At 58.2% G+C, this 16232-nt stretch carries 13 protein-coding genes; 4 read left to right on the forward strand and 9 right to left on the reverse strand.

Features of this window, described 5'->3' with window-relative positions; genetic code table 11:
- Positions 1–97: 97 nt before the first annotated feature.
- Positions 98–1012, forward strand: a complete 915-nt coding sequence (locus C4S59_RS05230; RefSeq protein WP_103909450.1) for a LysR family transcriptional regulator — start codon at positions 98–100, stop codon at positions 1010–1012.
- A gap of 17 nt (positions 1013–1029) precedes the next feature.
- On the opposite strand, the gene C4S59_RS05235 is transcribed toward C4S59_RS05230, so the two are convergent.
- The 3 genes from C4S59_RS05235 to C4S59_RS05245 form a co-directional block, all read right to left on the reverse strand.
- A complete protein-coding gene (locus C4S59_RS05235; protein WP_103909451.1) occupies positions 1030–1617 on the reverse strand; it encodes a hypothetical protein in 588 nt (195 codons plus the stop codon).
- Positions 1614–1964 carry a hypothetical protein gene (locus tag C4S59_RS05240; RefSeq protein WP_103909452.1) on the reverse strand — a complete coding sequence of 117 codons (351 nt, stop codon included), beginning with the start codon at positions 1962–1964 and terminating at the stop codon, positions 1614–1616. The genes C4S59_RS05235 and C4S59_RS05240 overlap by 4 nt, the downstream gene beginning before the upstream one ends.
- 74 nt (positions 1965–2038) lie before the next feature.
- Positions 2039–2509, reverse strand: a complete 471-nt coding sequence (locus tag C4S59_RS05245; protein ID WP_103909453.1) for an Lrp/AsnC family transcriptional regulator — start codon at positions 2507–2509, stop codon at positions 2039–2041.
- 122 nt (positions 2510–2631) lie between these two features.
- On the opposite strand from C4S59_RS05245, the gene C4S59_RS05250 reads away from it, so the two are divergent.
- Positions 2632–6030, forward strand: coding sequence for an indolepyruvate ferredoxin oxidoreductase family protein (locus tag C4S59_RS05250; protein ID WP_103909454.1), 3399 nt, complete (start codon positions 2632–2634; stop codon positions 6028–6030).
- A gap of 110 nt (positions 6031–6140) precedes the next feature.
- Here C4S59_RS05250 and C4S59_RS05255 read toward each other — a convergent pair whose 3' ends face one another.
- Together C4S59_RS05255 and C4S59_RS05260 are read right to left on the reverse strand one after the other, a co-directional pair.
- Entirely contained in the window at positions 6141–7784 is a 1644-nt protein-coding gene (locus C4S59_RS05255; RefSeq protein ID WP_103909455.1) for a sulfatase-like hydrolase/transferase, read from the reverse strand.
- Positions 7781–8290: a MarR family winged helix-turn-helix transcriptional regulator gene (locus C4S59_RS05260; RefSeq protein WP_160006760.1), complete on the reverse strand. Its 510-nt coding sequence runs from the start codon at positions 8288–8290 to the stop codon at positions 7781–7783. Before C4S59_RS05260 ends, C4S59_RS05255 begins: the two co-directional genes overlap by 4 nt.
- 139 nt (positions 8291–8429) lie before the next feature.
- Here C4S59_RS05260 and C4S59_RS05265 point away from each other — a divergent pair, with 139 nt between their 5' ends.
- Complete coding sequence (locus tag C4S59_RS05265) at positions 8430–9485, forward strand: TAXI family TRAP transporter solute-binding subunit (RefSeq protein ID WP_160006762.1); 1056 nt, start codon at positions 8430–8432, stop codon at positions 9483–9485.
- Between the two features lie 51 nt (positions 9486–9536).
- Positions 9537–11843: a TRAP transporter permease gene (locus C4S59_RS05270; protein WP_103909458.1), complete on the forward strand. Its 2307-nt coding sequence runs from the start codon at positions 9537–9539 to the stop codon at positions 11841–11843.
- Positions 11844–11865: 22 nt separating this feature from the next.
- Here the strand turns inward: C4S59_RS05270 and C4S59_RS05275 are convergent, their stop codons facing one another.
- The 4 genes from C4S59_RS05275 to C4S59_RS05290 are packed head-to-tail and all read right to left on the reverse strand — an operon-like array spanning position 11866 to position 16173.
- Positions 11866–12603, reverse strand: coding sequence for a FadR/GntR family transcriptional regulator (locus C4S59_RS05275; protein WP_103909459.1), 738 nt, complete (start codon positions 12601–12603; stop codon positions 11866–11868).
- Complete coding sequence (gene yjfF / locus C4S59_RS05280) at positions 12600–13604, reverse strand: galactofuranose ABC transporter, permease protein YjfF (protein WP_200813171.1); 1005 nt, start codon at positions 13602–13604, stop codon at positions 12600–12602. The genes C4S59_RS05275 and yjfF overlap by 4 nt, the downstream gene beginning before the upstream one ends.
- On the reverse strand, positions 13601–14662 hold the full coding sequence (locus tag C4S59_RS05285) for an ABC transporter permease (RefSeq protein ID WP_103909460.1): 1062 nt from the start codon (positions 14660–14662) through the stop codon (positions 13601–13603). Before C4S59_RS05285 ends, yjfF begins: the two co-directional genes overlap by 4 nt.
- Positions 14659–16173, reverse strand: coding sequence for a sugar ABC transporter ATP-binding protein (locus C4S59_RS05290; RefSeq protein ID WP_103909461.1), 1515 nt, complete (start codon positions 16171–16173; stop codon positions 14659–14661). The genes C4S59_RS05285 and C4S59_RS05290 overlap by 4 nt, the downstream gene beginning before the upstream one ends.
- Positions 16174–16232: the final 59 nt, after the last annotated feature.

A 16232-nucleotide genomic window follows, 5' to 3' on the forward strand; every position in this document is an offset into this window, starting at 1 on the left:
CTCCCGAGAACAGTTTTTCTTGTCCTTTGAAGTCAGCTTGACAGTCGGTTTTCTATTCGTCCAATAATGAAAATTAAGAAATCAATTCGGTTTAGTTATGAAAATAGACCCGCGACATCTGCGTTATCTGCGTGCGATTGACACCCACGGAACGTTCATTCGCGCCGCGGAAGCCGAGGGTATTTCGCAGCCCGCCCTGACCAACAAAATCGGAATTCTTGAACAACAGCTTTGTGTTACGCTGATCGAACGCGGCCGGTTCGGTGCGCGCCTGAATGCGTATGGTAAGCTGCTGCTTCGTCACGCACGGGCGATTGACGCGGTGTTGGGGCAGGCCGTCAGCGAAATCGAATTGGCCCAGCAGGGGCAAAGCGGGCCTTTGATCATCGGGGCAACACCCATTTCGATGATCGAGCTGATCCCCAAAGCGCTCGAGACGCTGGACAAGCAAAACGCAAGCCTGCGGGTGTCTGTGATCGAAGAATATGACGATCTGCTTCTGGATAAGTTGCATGCAGGCGAGGTGGACGTGATGATTGGCGGTTTGCTGGTTGATCAATTGACCCCTGACGTGGCGGCTGATCCGTTAATTTCCCTACCGCTCGAAGCCGTCGTGGGCAGGTCCAGCGCCCTTTGGGATCGCAACGAAGTATCGCTGGCCGAGCTGTTGGAACATTCCTGGGCCTTGCCCGCATCCGGCAGCGTGATCCGAAGCTACGTGGACGCGATTTTCGTGGCCGCTGGTGAATCGATGACCAATCAGTATTGGACGTGCACCGGTTTGCACGGACTAAAATCCATGATCCGGAAAACCGAACGTGTCAGCCTGATGCCCGGTCACGCGTTCCGCATCGAAGCCAAAGCCGGAGAACTGAAAGGGCTGCGTCTGACTGATCCCACCAGTAGCCGGAAGCTCAACCTTCTTAGGTTGAAACACATCCAACTCCCGCCCTATGCCGACCTGTTCATCGACGCGCTACATGCCGCGGCGGAAGATCACGTTTGGGTCTAGGCTGGCCACAACGCTGATCAAAACCAACCAATGATCGTGTCGTAGGCATAAAGCCCCAGATACGCGAGCGCGATGTTGTAGAAGATATTGCCAACAGTCAGCGGCAGGATCGTGCGCCAGTATCCGTAGCCCCCCATGCTAAGCGACGCGACGACGAAATCGTTCGAAAACGGCGACACCGTTCCATAGGCCACAAGGGCAGGGGTCACAAAGCGGGGGTGTTTCAGCAGGTATTCTGCAAAATGGTCAATGGTCGCCACAACACGCGGCGGAAGGCTGTCTTTGACCTGTTTGCCGATCAGAAACATGGTGCTGTCGCCCAGCATCACGCCAACAGCCGTGCAAACGCCAAGCGCCACCGGATCAAGCCCGCCTACGGCAAGGCTCATCAAAACAAAGTGGTAGGGAATGCCGGTGAAGGTCGTGAAGCCGCCGATCATGCCCAAGGCGAACATTAGCACATAGGCGTTATCGCTGCCGACCTTGTCGATGATTGTGTCTGCCGGAAAGCTGGCCAATGTGAACGAGATCGCCAGATAGACGCAGATCACCATGGCGGTTTTCAGGATAGCGGAACGGCGGGGGTGGGCCTTGGCTTCAGTCATTTCAGTTCAGGGCCCTGAATGACGCGCAAGCCGTCAACCTCGAACAGCTTTTCACCAATGAACTCACCGCGTGTCATGACATGCTGGCCGACGCTCAGATCGCTCAGGCTGTCCAGATCAAGCAATATCGCATCGGGCGGAACGATCAGGTGGGTGGTGATGCCCCGCACATCGCGAATGTCCAGACTGTCCTCGGCGACCATTGTGATCTGGCCCGCAAGACGGTGAAAACTGTTCCGCGCCTGCATGATCAGAAAAAACACAGACACCGCAGTAAAGAAGGCAGCAATGGCGAGCCCGAAAAGGATCGTCTTCTTCGCCGAATATGGCTTGTGATGCTTTTTCATGGCGGTGTGCGGCCCGTGGAAATGCAGATGTGCGGTTTGCTATCTTTTCACTGATACCGAAGCGCGCTGGGCTTTCATAGCGGCACTTCGCGGGTGTGCTTGATGCGGCGCAGCGCAAAGATCGTGGATGTTCCCGCAACGCAATCAAGTTCAAGAAGTCTGCGCATCAGGATGGCTTCGAAATCCTCGATGTCGCGCACAACCATGTGCAGCATGTAGTCCCATTCGCCACTGACGGAATAAACCTCAAGGATTGACGGCTCGGCGTCGACCGCGCGCTTGAAGGCTGCGCGCGCGTCCTTGTCCTGCGATTTCATTCTGACCTGACAGTAAACATCCATCCCGCGCCCGACCTTAGCCGGATCGACAAGGCGCACAGGCGGGCCGATCACGCCGCGCTCTTCCAGCGCACGGACGCGCCGCCAAACGGTCGCAGACGAAGTGTTTGTCGCGGCAGCAAGGTCCGCAACACTGGCAGAGGCGTCACGTTGCAAAATCGAAAGAAGTTTTGCCTCTACTTCCGAGACTTGATCTGAACTTGCCATGAATTGGTCATTCCTGAATTAAATAAATCAAAATATGCCCGAAGGCTGATAAGGTTGAAAGCCTTTTTCACACCGCATGCGACAAGCTTTTCCCGAGGACATACGACCCGAGGAGGCCCGCCATGACCGACCAAACCCCGATCCTGCGTGATTACGCCTTATCCGATCGCTACACCAAGACCACAGGACGCGTGTTTATGACTGGCACACAAGCCATCGTTCGCATGGCGCTTGATCAGGCACGGCGTGACAAGGCCGCGGGTCTGGATACGCGGGGCTATGTTTCGGGATATCGCGGATCGCCGGTCGGGGGGATTGATCTTGAAATCGGGCGAAACGCGGATCTGGTCAAAGATGCGGGCGTCACGTTCCTTCCCGCCGTGAACGAAGAGTTCGGGGCCACACAGATGATCGGCACCCAACAGGTGGAAACCGACCCGCACAAGACATGCGAGGCGGTCTTTGGCCTGTGGTACGGCAAAGGTCCGGGGGTGGACCGTGCAGGCGATGCGCTGAAACACGGGAATGCCTATGGGGCCTCGCCCAATGGCGGGGTGCTTGTGGTGGCAGGGGACGACCATGGCTGCGTGTCCTCGTCCATGTCGCACCAGTCGGACGTGGCGTTCATGAACTTTTTCATGCCCGTTCTGAACCCTGCGAACGTGGCCGAATTCCTGCCATTTGCAGAATGGGGCTATGCCCTGTCGCGCTTTTCTGGAATGTGGGTTGGCTTCAAGGTGATCTCGGAAACGGTTGAATCCGGCATGTCGTTCGAACTTCAGCCGGATCGCGCCTTTGTAACACCGGACTTCACCCCGCCCGAGGACGGTCTGCATTACCGCTGGCCCGATCTTCCGGGGCCGCAGATCGAGGCGCGGTTGGAGCATAAGAAAAACGCCGTCATGGCCTTTGCCCGCGCCAATCCCATTGATCGTGCTGAATGGGGCCACATGGCGCGGTTCGGCATCGTGACGACGGGCAAGGCGCATCTGGATGTGCTTGAGGCACTGCGACTGTTAGGCATCGACAAAACCCGCGCCGCCGCGCTGGGCATCGATATTTACAAGGTCGGCATGGTCTGGCCGCTGGAACACGAAGGCGCGCTTGAGTTCGCGCAGGGCAAAGATGAGCTGCTCGTGGTCGAGGAAAAGCGCGGCATCATCGAAAGCCAGCTCAAAGAGTATTTCTATGATTTTCCGGGCCGCAAGCCGCGACGGATGGTGGGCAAACGCGACGAAACAGGCAATCGCCTGATCCCGTGGACGTCCGAACTTGGCCCCGTGATGCTGGCACAGCATATCGCCGACCGGCTTGAACGGAATTCTGTCGATCTTGATCTGGTTGATATCGCCGCAAAAATCACGCCCGAACCGCATCCGATCAGCGTTTCAGGGGCAACAAGGACACCGTATTTCTGTTCGGGCTGTCCGCACAATACGTCCACCAAAGTCCCCGAAGGTTCGCAGGCATTCGCGGGGATCGGGTGCCACTTTATGGCATCGTGGATGGGGCGGAACACCACGTCGCTGATCCAGATGGGCGGCGAGGGGGTGAACTGGGTGGCGCGGTCGCAGTTCAACGGCAACCGCCACGTGTTCCAGAATTTGGGCGAGGGGACCTATTATCACTCGGGCTCGCTTGCTGTGCGTCAAGCTATCGCTGCGGGCACAAACATCACCTTTAAAATCCTGTTTAACGATGCCGTGGCCATGACAGGTGGCCAGCATGTGGACGGGCCGATCACGGTCGAGGCGATTGCGCGTTCGGTGCTGGCTGAGGGGGCCAAGCGCGTGGTGATGGTCAGTGATCAGCCTGAAAACTTGCCCAAGGTGGACGGCGTGCAGGCCTTTCACCGCAACGAAATGGATCGTATCCAACGAGAGTTGCGCGATATTCCCGGCACCACGGTTCTGATCTATCAGCAAACCTGCGCGACTGAAAAACGGCGCCTGCGCAAACGTGGCAAGATGGAAGATCCCAAGCGGTTTGCCGTGATCAATCCTTTGGTTTGCGAAGGCTGCGGTGATTGTTCGGTCGAGTCCAACTGCCTGAGTGTCGAGCCGTTAGAGACCGAATTCGGGCGCAAGCGGAAGATCAACCTTAATACATGCAACAAGGATTTCACCTGCCTGAACGGCTTTTGCCCCAGCTTTGTCACCGTCGAGGGCGCAAGTCTGAAGAAAGGCGCGCAACGCGGTGAGGCTGCGTTCGAACGGCTAAGCAAATCCCTGTCCGCGCCGGAGCAGCCGACGCTGGATACTCCGTGGGATATCGTCGTGACGGGCGTTGGCGGTACGGGGGTTGTCACCGTGGGTCAGCTGATCGCAATGGCGGCCAACCTTGAGGGCAAAGGCGCGTCGGTGCTTGATTTTATGGGCTTTGCGCAAAAATTCGGCCCTGTCATCAGCTATATTCGCATGGGGCGCGATGCACAGGAGGTCAATCAAGTGCGGGTCGAGCCGGCAAGCGCGGATGCATTGATCGGCTGCGATATCGTCGTCAGTTCCTCGCCCAAGGCGTCACAAACCTTCCATTCAGGTACACGGGGCGTTCTGAACACGGCCGTCATGCCGACAGGTGATCTGGTCCAGAACCGCGACGCTGACCTGAATGCCAAGACACGGCTTGATGCCATTGCGGCGGCAACCGGTAAGCTGGGTACACTCGATGCCAACGCGCTTTCCGAGGCGCTTCTGGGCGACACGGTTTTTGCAAACGTTATGATGCTGGGTGCGGCATGGCAGGCGGGATTGGTGCCGCTGTCGCTGAACGCCTTGATGCGCGCGATTGAACTGAACGGCGTCAAACCCGACCTGAACAAACGCGCCTTTGGCTGGGGACGGATCGCCGCCGAGGACGTAAGCGCCGTGAACGAAGCGGCAGGGTTGGTCACGCCTCCGATCCAGACTCTGGATGAACAAATTGCCCGTCGCGCGACGTTTCTAAGCGAATATCAGGATGATGCTTGGGCCAAGAGCTTCCGCGAGATGATCGCCAAGGTGCAGGCGGCCGAGGCCCGTGTGTCCGGCGCCGCAGGTGATCTGACAGCAGCCGCGATGAGCGGTTTGTTCAGGGTGATGGCCTATAAGGACGAATACGAAGTTGCCCGTTTGCACATGGCCACAGGGTTTTTGACCAGCCTGAAAGACCGGTTCGAGGGCGACTTCACCGTTAAGCACCACCTCGCGCCCCCGATGTTACCCGGAAAAGACGCGCGTGGGCGACCGTTGAAGCGGGCCTTCGGGCCGTGGATCAGACCCGCGATGCGGGTCCTGGCCCATGGCAAGCGCTTGCGCGGTACCGCGTTCGACCCGTTCGGCTACACCGATGAGCGCCGTCTGGAACGCGCGTTGATCACAGAGTATCGCGCGATGCTGGATCGTTTGATTGCCAATCTGAACGAAACCAACATTTCGCAGGCGATTGACGCGGCGGGCTTGGTCAATGAGGTCCGCGGCTTCGGCCCCGTCAAAGAACAAGCCGCGAAATCGGCGCTTCAAGCGATACAGCGCGTGGGCTGATCAGACAGCGACGCCGGACCCGAAGGATCCAGAATAACGGGACGTATCTGAAACTGGCGGACAGCAAAGAGGAGCTGCGAAGGCCTCGGCCGCTGCGGGGTGAGTCGCGGTCAGCGCCCGACCGGTTTCAGATCTTCGAACCGTTTACCGGTTGTGGTGAAGTATTCATCCTCATCCCAGAAGCCGATCAGGATACCGCTTTCTGCGGCCATTTTCTGGCGGGCAAGTAGACTGGGTGTTGCGGTGATACGTGTATGGTGGCGCGTGGCCCAATCCAGAAGGGCGGCCTCCATGCGGGCGCGCACTGTGATGTGTTCGGCATCCGTCGAACCACCCAGATCGGTCAATTCGGATGGATCGGTTGCAAGATCAAACAGCACCGGTCGGAAGCCTTCGCAGCGGATGTACTTCCAGCGGCCATCAAAGATCATCTTGGTATGGGCGTCTTCCTGTCGCTGCTCAAGCGTGCGGGCCATGTCGGACCAGTGATAGTCATGTTCACTGATGGCATATTTACGTGAAAACCCTTCGGTGCCGTGCAAAAGTGGCGTCAGATCGCGGCCTTCGATAATGTGTGGTTTCGGGGTGCAGCCAAGCGCTGACATGAACGTTGGCGCAAGGTCGATCATCTCGATCAGAGCATCCGAAACGCTGCCGCGTGTGGCGTCTGCTTCGGGGCGTGGATCGGCGATGATCAGGGGCACTTTCACAGCCATCTCGTGGTAAAAGTCCTTATCCCCCATCCAGTGATCGCCCATGTAATCGCCATGGTCGGACGTGAAAACAACGATGGTATTCTGAGACAGCCCCTTTTCGTCCATCCAAGCGAACAGTCGGCCCAGATTGTCGTCCAGCTGTTTGATCAGCCCCATATAGGCGGGGATCACATGTTCGCGGACATGATCGCGTGAAAAGCTCTTGCAGACGCGGGCATCGTGATAGGCCCTCATCAGCGGATGATCGGTGTCCCGTTCGGCGGTGGACCTGACGGGCGGCACGATATGACGTTCATCGTACATGTCGTGATAGGGGGCAGGCACGATATAGGGCCAGTGGGGTTTGATGTAGGACAGATGACACATCCATGGCCGTCCATCCGCCGTTGCCTGTTCCATGAAATCCATGGCGCGGTCGGTCATATAGGCGGTTTCCGAATGTTCTTCGGGGACATTGGCCGCCATCCGCGAATTCTTCAACAGCCAAGCCGACAGTAGCTCTCCGTCGTCGTCTTTGCCTGAATTTGCGAAGTCTTCCCACGGGTTGTCCGAGTCGTACCCATGCGCGACAAGATAGTCGTCGTAGGCTGACCATTGCTGGCGGGGGCTATCGGGGTGCAATCCGTCGTCCCGTTCGAACACTTCGAAACCGCATTCAGAGGCGCGTACGCCGATTTCGCTTTTGGGATCAATGCCCAGCCAAGCCATACCTTCTGCATCAGCGGCCATATGGGTTTTGCCCACCAGAACGGCGCGCGCTCCGGCCTCGCGCAGATGATCGCCCAGTGTCGGCTCGCCAATCCGCAAAGGCATGCCATTCCATGTTGAGCCGTGGCTGCGCACGTAGCGGCCGGTATAGGCCGACATGCGGGATGGGCCGCAGACCGGCGATTGAACGTAGGTGTTGGTAAACCGCACGCCGCGATCTGCCAGCGCGTCAATATGCGGGGTGTGAAGGTGCGGGTGGCCGTAGCAGCTGAGATAATCGAACCGGAGTTGATCCGCCATGATCCAGAGAACGTTAGGTTTGTCGGTCATTCAGCCGTCTCCTGATTCAGGATTTGATCTACAGGGATTTGAAGGAACTCTTCGAACCGGTCCAAAAATCCTGTGAATGTCCGGATTTCTTCGTCGGAAAACCGCTCGCGCAGGGCTGCACGACGGCGGGCCATTATGGGGGCGGCGGTCTCATAGGCGCTGCGGCCTTCGTCTGTTAGCTCGACAATGGTTTGGCGTCCGTCTTCTTCAGACCGCTCCATCCGCACATATCCCTTGCGTTTCATATCGGGCAGGGCGCGGCTCAGTAGTGAATGATCGGTGCGCTGGATCGTTGATAGGTCGCGGATGGTCATGGGGCCTGCTTCGTGAAGGTCCCACAAGGTGCGCCATTCAACAATCGACAACCCGCCGCCGATTTGCAGCAATTGCTGACCTTGCTTGCGCGACGTCGAATAGACCGCAGGCAGGCGCGAGAACACGTTCAGGTCTTCGCGGTTCTGCCTGCGTTGAATTCGATCACGATCGATCTTTGAATCCAGGCTCATATGTCTCCTCCGATGGGTCTGATAAGACATGAAAAAAAATTACGTGACAAGTCATATAATTTCTGCCAGCGTGAAAAGGCTCGCGTCCGTCAGGGCGCGGCCGCCTTTGGAGGAAGGTGCAAAAGTTAGGGAGGATTCCATGATCAGACAGACCATTCTCGGTGCTGTGCTGGCTGCTGCACCGCTTGCGGCCGCGGCGCAAGCGACGCTGACCGCTGAGACCACCACGCCGGGTTCGACCCCGCATTACATCGACACCACGCTGGCCGCCGTTCTGGACAGCGCAGGGGTTGCCAACCTGCAGATCACCGAAGGCGCGACGCTGACCAACTCTGTTCAGGCGGTCGCCGAAGGCCGTCTCGATATGGCTCCGGCTCCGCTGATCCTGCCGTTCCTTCTGTCTCGTGGCATCGGTCCCTACAGTGGTGTCGGTCCGGAGAAGGGCGCTGAGCTGGCCTCGAACATCCGTGTGTTGTTCTTCAATGCGGGATCGGCCCAGATCTTTGGCTATTACAACAGCAACCCTGTTGAAGACGTGCGAGACCTTAGCGGTAAGCGTATCTGGAACGGCCCGCCGCGTGGTGCTGCCCTGACATCGGGTCGGGCGATGATCCAGTTGCTGAGCGGGCTGAAAGACGGCGAAGGCTATGAAGGCATCCAGAACCCATGGCCTGACACGGTGTCGAGCATCACAGGCGGTGGCGCTGATGCATGGACCATTCCGGAAGGTCTGCCCTCGGGTCGGCAGATCGCGATTGCGGCGGCTGGCGGCATCACCATCCACGACGTTCCCTCTGACCTTTTAGCCAGCGAACTGGGTCAGCAGATCATGGCTGCTCCGGGGCACGCGCCTTATTCCGTGCCAGTTGATGAGGTCCGCAAGGCCTATGAGGGCAACGACATCACAATCGTGACGGATGACGACAGCTTTGACAGCTTTGCTACGGCCTTTGGCCAGATCGTCTCGGCCTCAATGGACGAAACGTTGGTATACGATATCACCACAGCCTACCTCAAAGGGCAGGAACGGTTCCTGACCAGTTCGCCACGCGGCCCCTTCCTGATGATGAGCTTTGGCGACCTTGATGGGAAAAGTCAGGGTGCTTGTGGCGCGGTGCAGATCAAAATGCATCCCGGTGCCATTCGCGCGTTCGAAGATGCGGGCCACACCGTCGCGGATTGCCTGCGTCCGTAACACGCTTTCAGGGGCCGCCACGTGCGGCCCTTTTTCATAAAGTGACACACCATGACTGACACCACACCTTTGTCCAAGCCGCTGGGCCAGCGGATTGCCTTCTGGCTTGCCCTGATCCTTGTTGTTGTCGGTATGGTGAACACCCTGCCGGAAATTCCCGGCCTTCAGGATCTGGCGCGCGACCTAACAGGGCGTCCGTTCTTCCGTGTGTCCAACTTCCCGCCAGAGTATTTCTACCCGCCTGTTTTTCTGTTGATGATGCTGATCGTCGCGCTGGATTCCAGCGTGTATCGGGCATGGCGAGAAGAGCGACCGAACATCGCGTGGCTCGGATTTCTGCTGGATGCCGGTCTGATCCTTGCCGCGTTTCTGGCGGCCTTCGGTTATCTTGTCGAAATTGACTCGATCTGTCTGATCGACCAGATCACCGGCGAACGCGCCCGCCTTATCCAAGAGGCGGCGGAACGCTCGGCAGGCGTCATTCCCGGTATTTCGTTCGAGGCCGAAGTGCCCGCCTGTCAGGCCCGCTTCGGCATCTGGATTATTCCGCTGTTGTTCACGATCATTACGCTGTTTTTCCTCTACAATGTGCGTGTCTGGGGGCTGCCGTTGGTGGCCGTGGCGAGCATCGTGGTGATCTACACGGTCGGAACCGCCCTGATCTGGGTGTTTGATTTGTCCGACAACAGCTTTCTGCTGACCAAGCTGGGCGCCGATGGCGGCGATGTCACGGCGGCGGCGATACAGAAGGCAACCAACGTCTTTATCACGCCCGACGGTTTCATGGGCCGCTTCATGGAAATCGTCGTCAGTCAGGTCTTTCCATATGTCATCCTTGGCGCGCTTTTCGGGTCATCTGCTGGGGGCACGTCGCTGATCAAGCTGGCGGTGATGAGCACGCGCAGATTGCGCGGCGGGCCTGCCCATGCGGCTATCGTATCGTCTGCCATGTTCGGCACGATCACCGGCGGTCCGGTGACGAACGTGCTGTCTACGGGACGGCTGACCATTCCGATGATGCAGCGCAACGGCTTTTCGCCGCAGTTCGCAGGCGGGGTCGAGGCCGCAGCATCATCCGGCGGGCAGATCATGCCACCGGTTATGGGCGTGGCAGCCTTTGTCTTGGTTGCCCTGACTGCGGTTCCCTATGACAAGGTCATCACGGCGGCGTTTCTGCCCGCGATGTTCTTTTTCTTTTCGATCTTCCTTGCCGTCGTCTTTCAGGCCCGCCGCGAGAAAGTCGAACCGATGCGTGACATTCCCGACGACCTTTTAATGAACAAACAGGACTGGTTGAACCTGATCATCATCTTCGTGCCAATCATGACGATCCTGTTCCTGCTTCTGGGCAACAAGGACGCGCTGGGCGGCAGTTTTCTGGCGTCGATCCTGCCTGCGGGTGTGATCCGCACAATTACCAATTCGACTGGCGACGCGGTGTCAGCCGGTTGGTGGGCCGTGGCGGTTCTGTTGCCGCTGCTGTTTCTGGATCCGTCAACGCGCGCAAAACCATCACGGGTTCTGATGTCGTTGGCGGACGGGGGCTTTTTGTTGTCGCGACTATTCCTGCTGTTGTTCGCGGTCTCGATTATTTCGGCGTTTCTGAACGAAAGCGGGCTGACCGGCGAACTGACCCGCGCTGTGACTTCATGGCTCGAACAGGCGCAGGTGATTTCGGTCTTTGGGTTCGAAATTCACATTGTCGGTGGCGTTTATCTGATGCTCGCGCTGACATGTGCGATGTTGTGCGCGATCCTGCTGGGTATGGGCATGCCAACGGTTCCGGCCTATGTGAACGTTGCCTTGCTGTTGGGGCCGCTGTTGGCCAATCTCGGGGTCAGCTTTTTCACCGCACATATGTTCGTGTTCTATTTCGCCGTCGCCTCGGCGATCACCCCGCCGGTGGCGATTGCGGCTTTTGCTGCGGCCTCTATCACCCGAACCGAGCCGATGCGCACAGGCTTTGCCGCCGTCAGGGTTGGCATCGTGATGTTCACGATCCCCTTTGTATTTGCTTGGTATCCCGAACTTCTTCTGATCCAAGAGGCGGTGACCATCACCAGCGAAACGGGACAACGGGCATTGATCGAAGGGTATACGGGCCAGATCGAATGGGTTGCCCTTGGATGGCTGGCTGCACGTCTGATCCTTGCGTTGTATCTGATGGCATCAGCGCTTGCGCGGTTTGATCGCGGTCCGATGGCGCGATGGGAAATGTTCCTGCGGCTGGGGCTAGCTCTGCTGGTTCTATGGAAGTCCCCGACGATCATGTGGATCGGCATCGTGCTTGGGCTTGGCCTGATCATTTTCCATGCGTTGGCCGCAAACCATCAAGGTAAACGCGCGGTCGCATCGTGATGTCAGAAACAGGGCAGGGCACCTAGCCAGCGACGGCGCCTTTCATGACCACATTGGCATAGCCGTCATGGATGACGCGACTCATGGCATCACGCGCATCCAGCTGCGCGCCCGAAGCGATGGCCGATACAATGGCGCGGTGCCTTTGGGCGACGGTCTCTCGACGCTCAGAGAAGTCGCCGATGTGTTCTGCCATGAACAGCGAATAAAGCGCGGTCTGCACCAGATCGCCCAGCGACTGTAGGAACCGGTTTCCAGACAGGCGCAGAACCTGTTTATGGAATTCGTAGTCAGCAAGCGCAAAATCGGTGCGGTTGTCCGCTGTAGCCAGCCGGTCGCACAAGGAGTTCAATTCATCCAGGTCGACCTGATTGACACGTCCCGCGGCTTGCGCTGCGGCCGCCGGTTCAAAGATCATGCGGATTTCGTAAAGCTCTTCGTAAAAACGCGTCGGATTGCGGGCTGTCGCGTGCCAGCGCAGAACGTCTTCATCGAACATGTTCCATTCGTCCGCAGGGCGTACATGAGTGCCGACCTTGGCCTTCGACTGGATCATGCCCTTGGCAATCAGTGTCTTTTTTGCCTCGCGCACCACGGTGCGTGACACGCCGAACATCTCGCATAGATCAGGATCAAGCGGGATCATTGTTTCGGCAGGGTATTCGCCAGCAACGATGGCGCGGCCAAGCTGGTCCACCACGAAGGCCGTGTGATTGGACGCGCGTTCCGCCCCTGCGCCGCCCGCTGTGACCAATGTCATGAGAGAGCGGCGGAACCAGTCGCTGTGCGTTGCCGAGCCCGAGTTGCTCTTTTCTCTGCCGCCCACGTCAGTCCTTTCTGCAGGAGGATGAATGCAAACAGCAGTCCTCCAATTACGATTTTGGTCCACCAACTCGACAGCGTGCCGTCGAAGACGATGTAGGTCTGAATCAGACCCATGATGAGGATGCCAAAGAATGTCCCTGCGACAAAGCCGTATCCACCAGTTAACAGCGTGCCACCGATGACAACAGCCGCAATGGCATCCAACTCGACCCCGACAGTGGCCAGCGAATAGCCCGCCGACGTATAGAGCGAGAAGACGATCCCCGAAAGCCCTGCCAATCCACCGGAAACTGCGTAAATTCCGATGGTGGTGCTGGCCATCGGTACGCCCATCAGACGCGCTGCCTGCTCACCACCACCCAGCGCATAGACGTTCTGGCCAAAGCGGGTGCGGTGCGCGGTGATGATGCCAACTAGGAACGTAAGAACCATCAGACCACCAATCAAACGGAACCGTGCGCCGTCGATCTTCCAGTAGAGACCTTGAAGCATGTCGTAGAATTCATGCGTGATCGGCACGCTTTCGGTGGACAGAACATAGGCCGCGCCGCGCGCCAGAAACATGCCCGCCAGCGTCACGATAAACGGGGGCATTTCCAGATAGTGGATCGTTGCGCCCATCGCCGCACCAAACCCAGTCGTTAACGCCAAAACCAAGGCAAAGGCTACCAGCGGATGAAGCGAGGTGTCGCGCAGGATCACAGCCAGGAACACGCCGGTGAAGGCAATCACCGATCCGATCGACAGGTCGATCCCGCCGGACAGAATAACAAAGGTCATGCCAACGGCAGCAATTCCCAGAAACGCGTTGTCCGTCAGCAGGTTCGCCACAACCCTGAACGATAGCATTGCGGGGTAGGCCGAGGCGCAAAGCGCATAGGCCACAATAAACGTCGCCAACGTGATCAGAAGCGGCAGATGCGTGGAGCGGATCATTGGGCAGCCTCCTTTTCGGGACGTTGTCGGACAAGAGGATCGGGCTGTGGCTGTGGGCCAGAAGCGCGGAGCATGTAGATGTAGTTTCCGATCCTCGGGCTCTGGATCACAAGGATGCCAAGGATCAGAAGCGCCTTGATCACAAGGTTGAATTCCGGCGGAAGGCCCGACAGCAGGATGACCGAATTGATGGACTGGATGATCAGCGCACCTAGAAGAGAGGCGACAATAGAAAACCGGCCACCGAGCAACGAATTGCCACCGATCACGACCGCCAAGATCGCGTCTAGTTCCAGCCATAGACCTGCATTGTTGGCGTCCGCGCCCTTGATATCCGCGGCAACGATCACGCCAGCAAGTGCTGCGCAAAGTCCGGATACGAGATAAACGCAAACCAACAGCACACGGCTGTTAATCCCCGCAAGACGAGAGGACCGTTCGTTGATCCCGATGGCCTCGATTAGCATACCCAACGCCGTACGACGGACGCCGAATGTCACAAGGGCCCCAAGCGCCAGCCAGATCAGGATCGGGGTAGGGACACCAGCAATCGTGCCCGCGCCCAAGTTGATCAGGCCCGCGTTGTCAAACGTCAGGATTTTGCCTTCGGTCACAAGCTGCGCAATCCCGCGTCCGGCCACCATCAGCACAAGCGTTGCCACGATAGGCTGGATGCGCAGCACCGCCACCAGAAACCCGTTCCACAATCCGCACAGGCCGCCAGCCAGCAGCGCTGCCAACAGGGCCGTTCCCCAACTGTGTCCATCAACCACAGTCGCTGCCGCCACCGCGCCGGCAATGGCCATGACCGCGCCAACCGACAGGTCGATCCCTTTGGTTGCAATCACAAGCGTCATGCCGATGCACAACAACGCGACCGGAGCGCCGCGGTTCAGGACGTCGATCAGATTTCCAAACAGCCGCCCGTTGCGGAAATCGATATGGAAGAACTCGGGAAACACCGCCACGTTCAGCGCCAGTGCCACCGCAAGGATGACAAGCTGGGGCATGATGCGTTTGAAAACGGATGGGCGTGGTCCGACGGTGGGCTGGGTCATGCGACCTCCTCCGTGGCGATAGCGTTGATGATATTGTCGGGGGTGATTTCGTCGCCAGCCAGTTCCCGCACCTGTTTCCGGTCACGCAGAACGATGACGCGGGTGGAATAGGCCACCAGTTCCTCAAGCTCGGACGAGGCGACAAGCAGGGCCATGCCATCGGCGCGCAACTGTTCGATCAATGCGATGATCTCGGCGTGGGCGCCAACGTCGATGCCTCGGGTCGGTTCATCAAGGATAAGAAAATCGGGATTTGTAGCCAGCCACCGCGCGAGAAGCGCTTTTTGCTGATTGCCGCCCGACAAAAGCCGGATAGGCATATCAAGCGACGCGAGCCGGATATCCAGCGCCCGGACATAGCTTTCGGCGATTTCCTGAACCTTCGCGCGCGGGATCGGCCGCATCCAGCCTTGGCGCGCCTGAAGCGCAAGTATGATGTTGTCGCGCACCGACAAGTCACCGACGATGCCGTCCACTTTGCGATCTTCGGGGCAAAGCGCGAAACGATGCGCCACCGCATCCCGCGGGTTGGTCACGCCAATTTCTTGTCCGCGCAGCATGATCTTGCCTTGATCTGCGGGCACCACGCCAAAGATCAGATTGGCTGTTTCCGTTCTTCCGGACCCCAGCAAACCGGCCAGTCCGACAACTTCGCCTTCGCGGATATCAAGAGAGAACGGCGCGATCATCCCGCGTTTTCCAAGGTCCTCGACCTCGACCAGCGTCTTGCCTGCAACGCCCACATCACGGGCTTTGACACGCGCCTCAAGCTGGCGGCCCAACATCATTGTCACGACATCATGCTGCGTGACCTCGGCCAGCACACATTCTCCGATTACGCGACCGTTGCGCAGGATCGTGGCGCGGTCCGAAATGGCAAAGACCTGATCAAGAAAATGCGTAATAAATACAATGGATAATCCGCGCTTCTTCAGCTTGCGGATCACCCCGAACAGAAGTTGCACTTCGTCATGATCAAGGCTTGCTGTCGGCTCATCGAGGATCAATACTTTGCCAGACATCTCAACCGCGCGCGCAATCGCGATCACCTGTTGGATGGCGACAGAATAGGCGGTCAGCGGTTCGGCGGGATCAATCTCTAGCCCGTAATCCTGCAATACCGCGCGGGCCTCGGCGTTCATGCGTTTGCGTGCTATAAAACCGCCGCGCATGGGCTGACGACCAAGAAACAGGTTTTCGGCCACGGTCAGGTTGGGCAGCAGGTTGACCTCTTGGTATACCGTGCCGATCCCCAATCTCTGACTGTCTGCGGTCGAGGCGGGTTCGACCTCGGTTCCGTCCAGCATGATCACACCGGCGTCGCGCCGGTAAGCCCCTGTCAGGCATTTGATCAGTGTCGATTTGCCAGCGCCATTCTCACCCAAAAGCGCGTGCACTTCGCCGGGCATAAGGCGCAGTTCGACATCATCCAACGCGATCGTGCCGGGGAAAAATTTCGATATGCCCCGTGCATGTAAAACGGGCCTGTCCGATGTGGAAATATTTGTCATACAGGGGACCTTATCCGCCAAGGTGCGGTCTGCCTATGGCCGTCGAAAAGCTGCCGGAC

Source organism: Thalassococcus halodurans, assembly GCF_900108225.1.
Taxonomy (GTDB): domain Bacteria; phylum Pseudomonadota; class Alphaproteobacteria; order Rhodobacterales; family Rhodobacteraceae; genus Thalassococcus; species Thalassococcus halodurans.

What these genes read in the sequence shown, in the direction of transcription:
- C4S59_RS05235 (WP_103909451.1), bottom strand. Translation starts at nt 1,617, where the DNA reads ATGACTGAAGCCAAGGCCCACCCCCGCCGTTCCGCTATCCTGAAAACC.
- yjfF (WP_200813171.1), bottom strand. Translation starts at nt 13,604, where the DNA reads ATGATCCGCTCCACGCATCTGCCGCTTCTGATCACGTTGGCGACGTTT.
- C4S59_RS05275 (WP_103909459.1), bottom strand. Translation starts at nt 12,603, where the DNA reads ATGACATTGGTCACAGCGGGCGGCGCAGGGGCGGAACGCGCGTCCAAT.
- C4S59_RS05240 (WP_103909452.1), bottom strand. Translation starts at nt 1,964, where the DNA reads ATGAAAAAGCATCACAAGCCATATTCGGCGAAGAAGACGATCCTTTTC.
- C4S59_RS05230 (WP_103909450.1), top strand. Translation starts at nt 98, where the DNA reads ATGAAAATAGACCCGCGACATCTGCGTTATCTGCGTGCGATTGACACC.
- C4S59_RS05260 (WP_160006760.1), bottom strand. Translation starts at nt 8,290, where the DNA reads ATGAGCCTGGATTCAAAGATCGATCGTGATCGAATTCAACGCAGGCAG.
- C4S59_RS05270 (WP_103909458.1), top strand. Translation starts at nt 9,537, where the DNA reads ATGACTGACACCACACCTTTGTCCAAGCCGCTGGGCCAGCGGATTGCC.
- C4S59_RS05285 (WP_103909460.1), bottom strand. Translation starts at nt 14,662, where the DNA reads ATGACCCAGCCCACCGTCGGACCACGCCCATCCGTTTTCAAACGCATC.
- C4S59_RS05290 (WP_103909461.1), bottom strand. Translation starts at nt 16,173, where the DNA reads ATGACAAATATTTCCACATCGGACAGGCCCGTTTTACATGCACGGGGC.
- C4S59_RS05255 (WP_103909455.1), bottom strand. Translation starts at nt 7,784, where the DNA reads ATGACCGACAAACCTAACGTTCTCTGGATCATGGCGGATCAACTCCGG.
- C4S59_RS05250 (WP_103909454.1), top strand. Translation starts at nt 2,632, where the DNA reads ATGACCGACCAAACCCCGATCCTGCGTGATTACGCCTTATCCGATCGC.
- C4S59_RS05245 (WP_103909453.1), bottom strand. Translation starts at nt 2,509, where the DNA reads ATGGCAAGTTCAGATCAAGTCTCGGAAGTAGAGGCAAAACTTCTTTCG.
- C4S59_RS05265 (WP_160006762.1), top strand. Translation starts at nt 8,430, where the DNA reads ATGATCAGACAGACCATTCTCGGTGCTGTGCTGGCTGCTGCACCGCTT.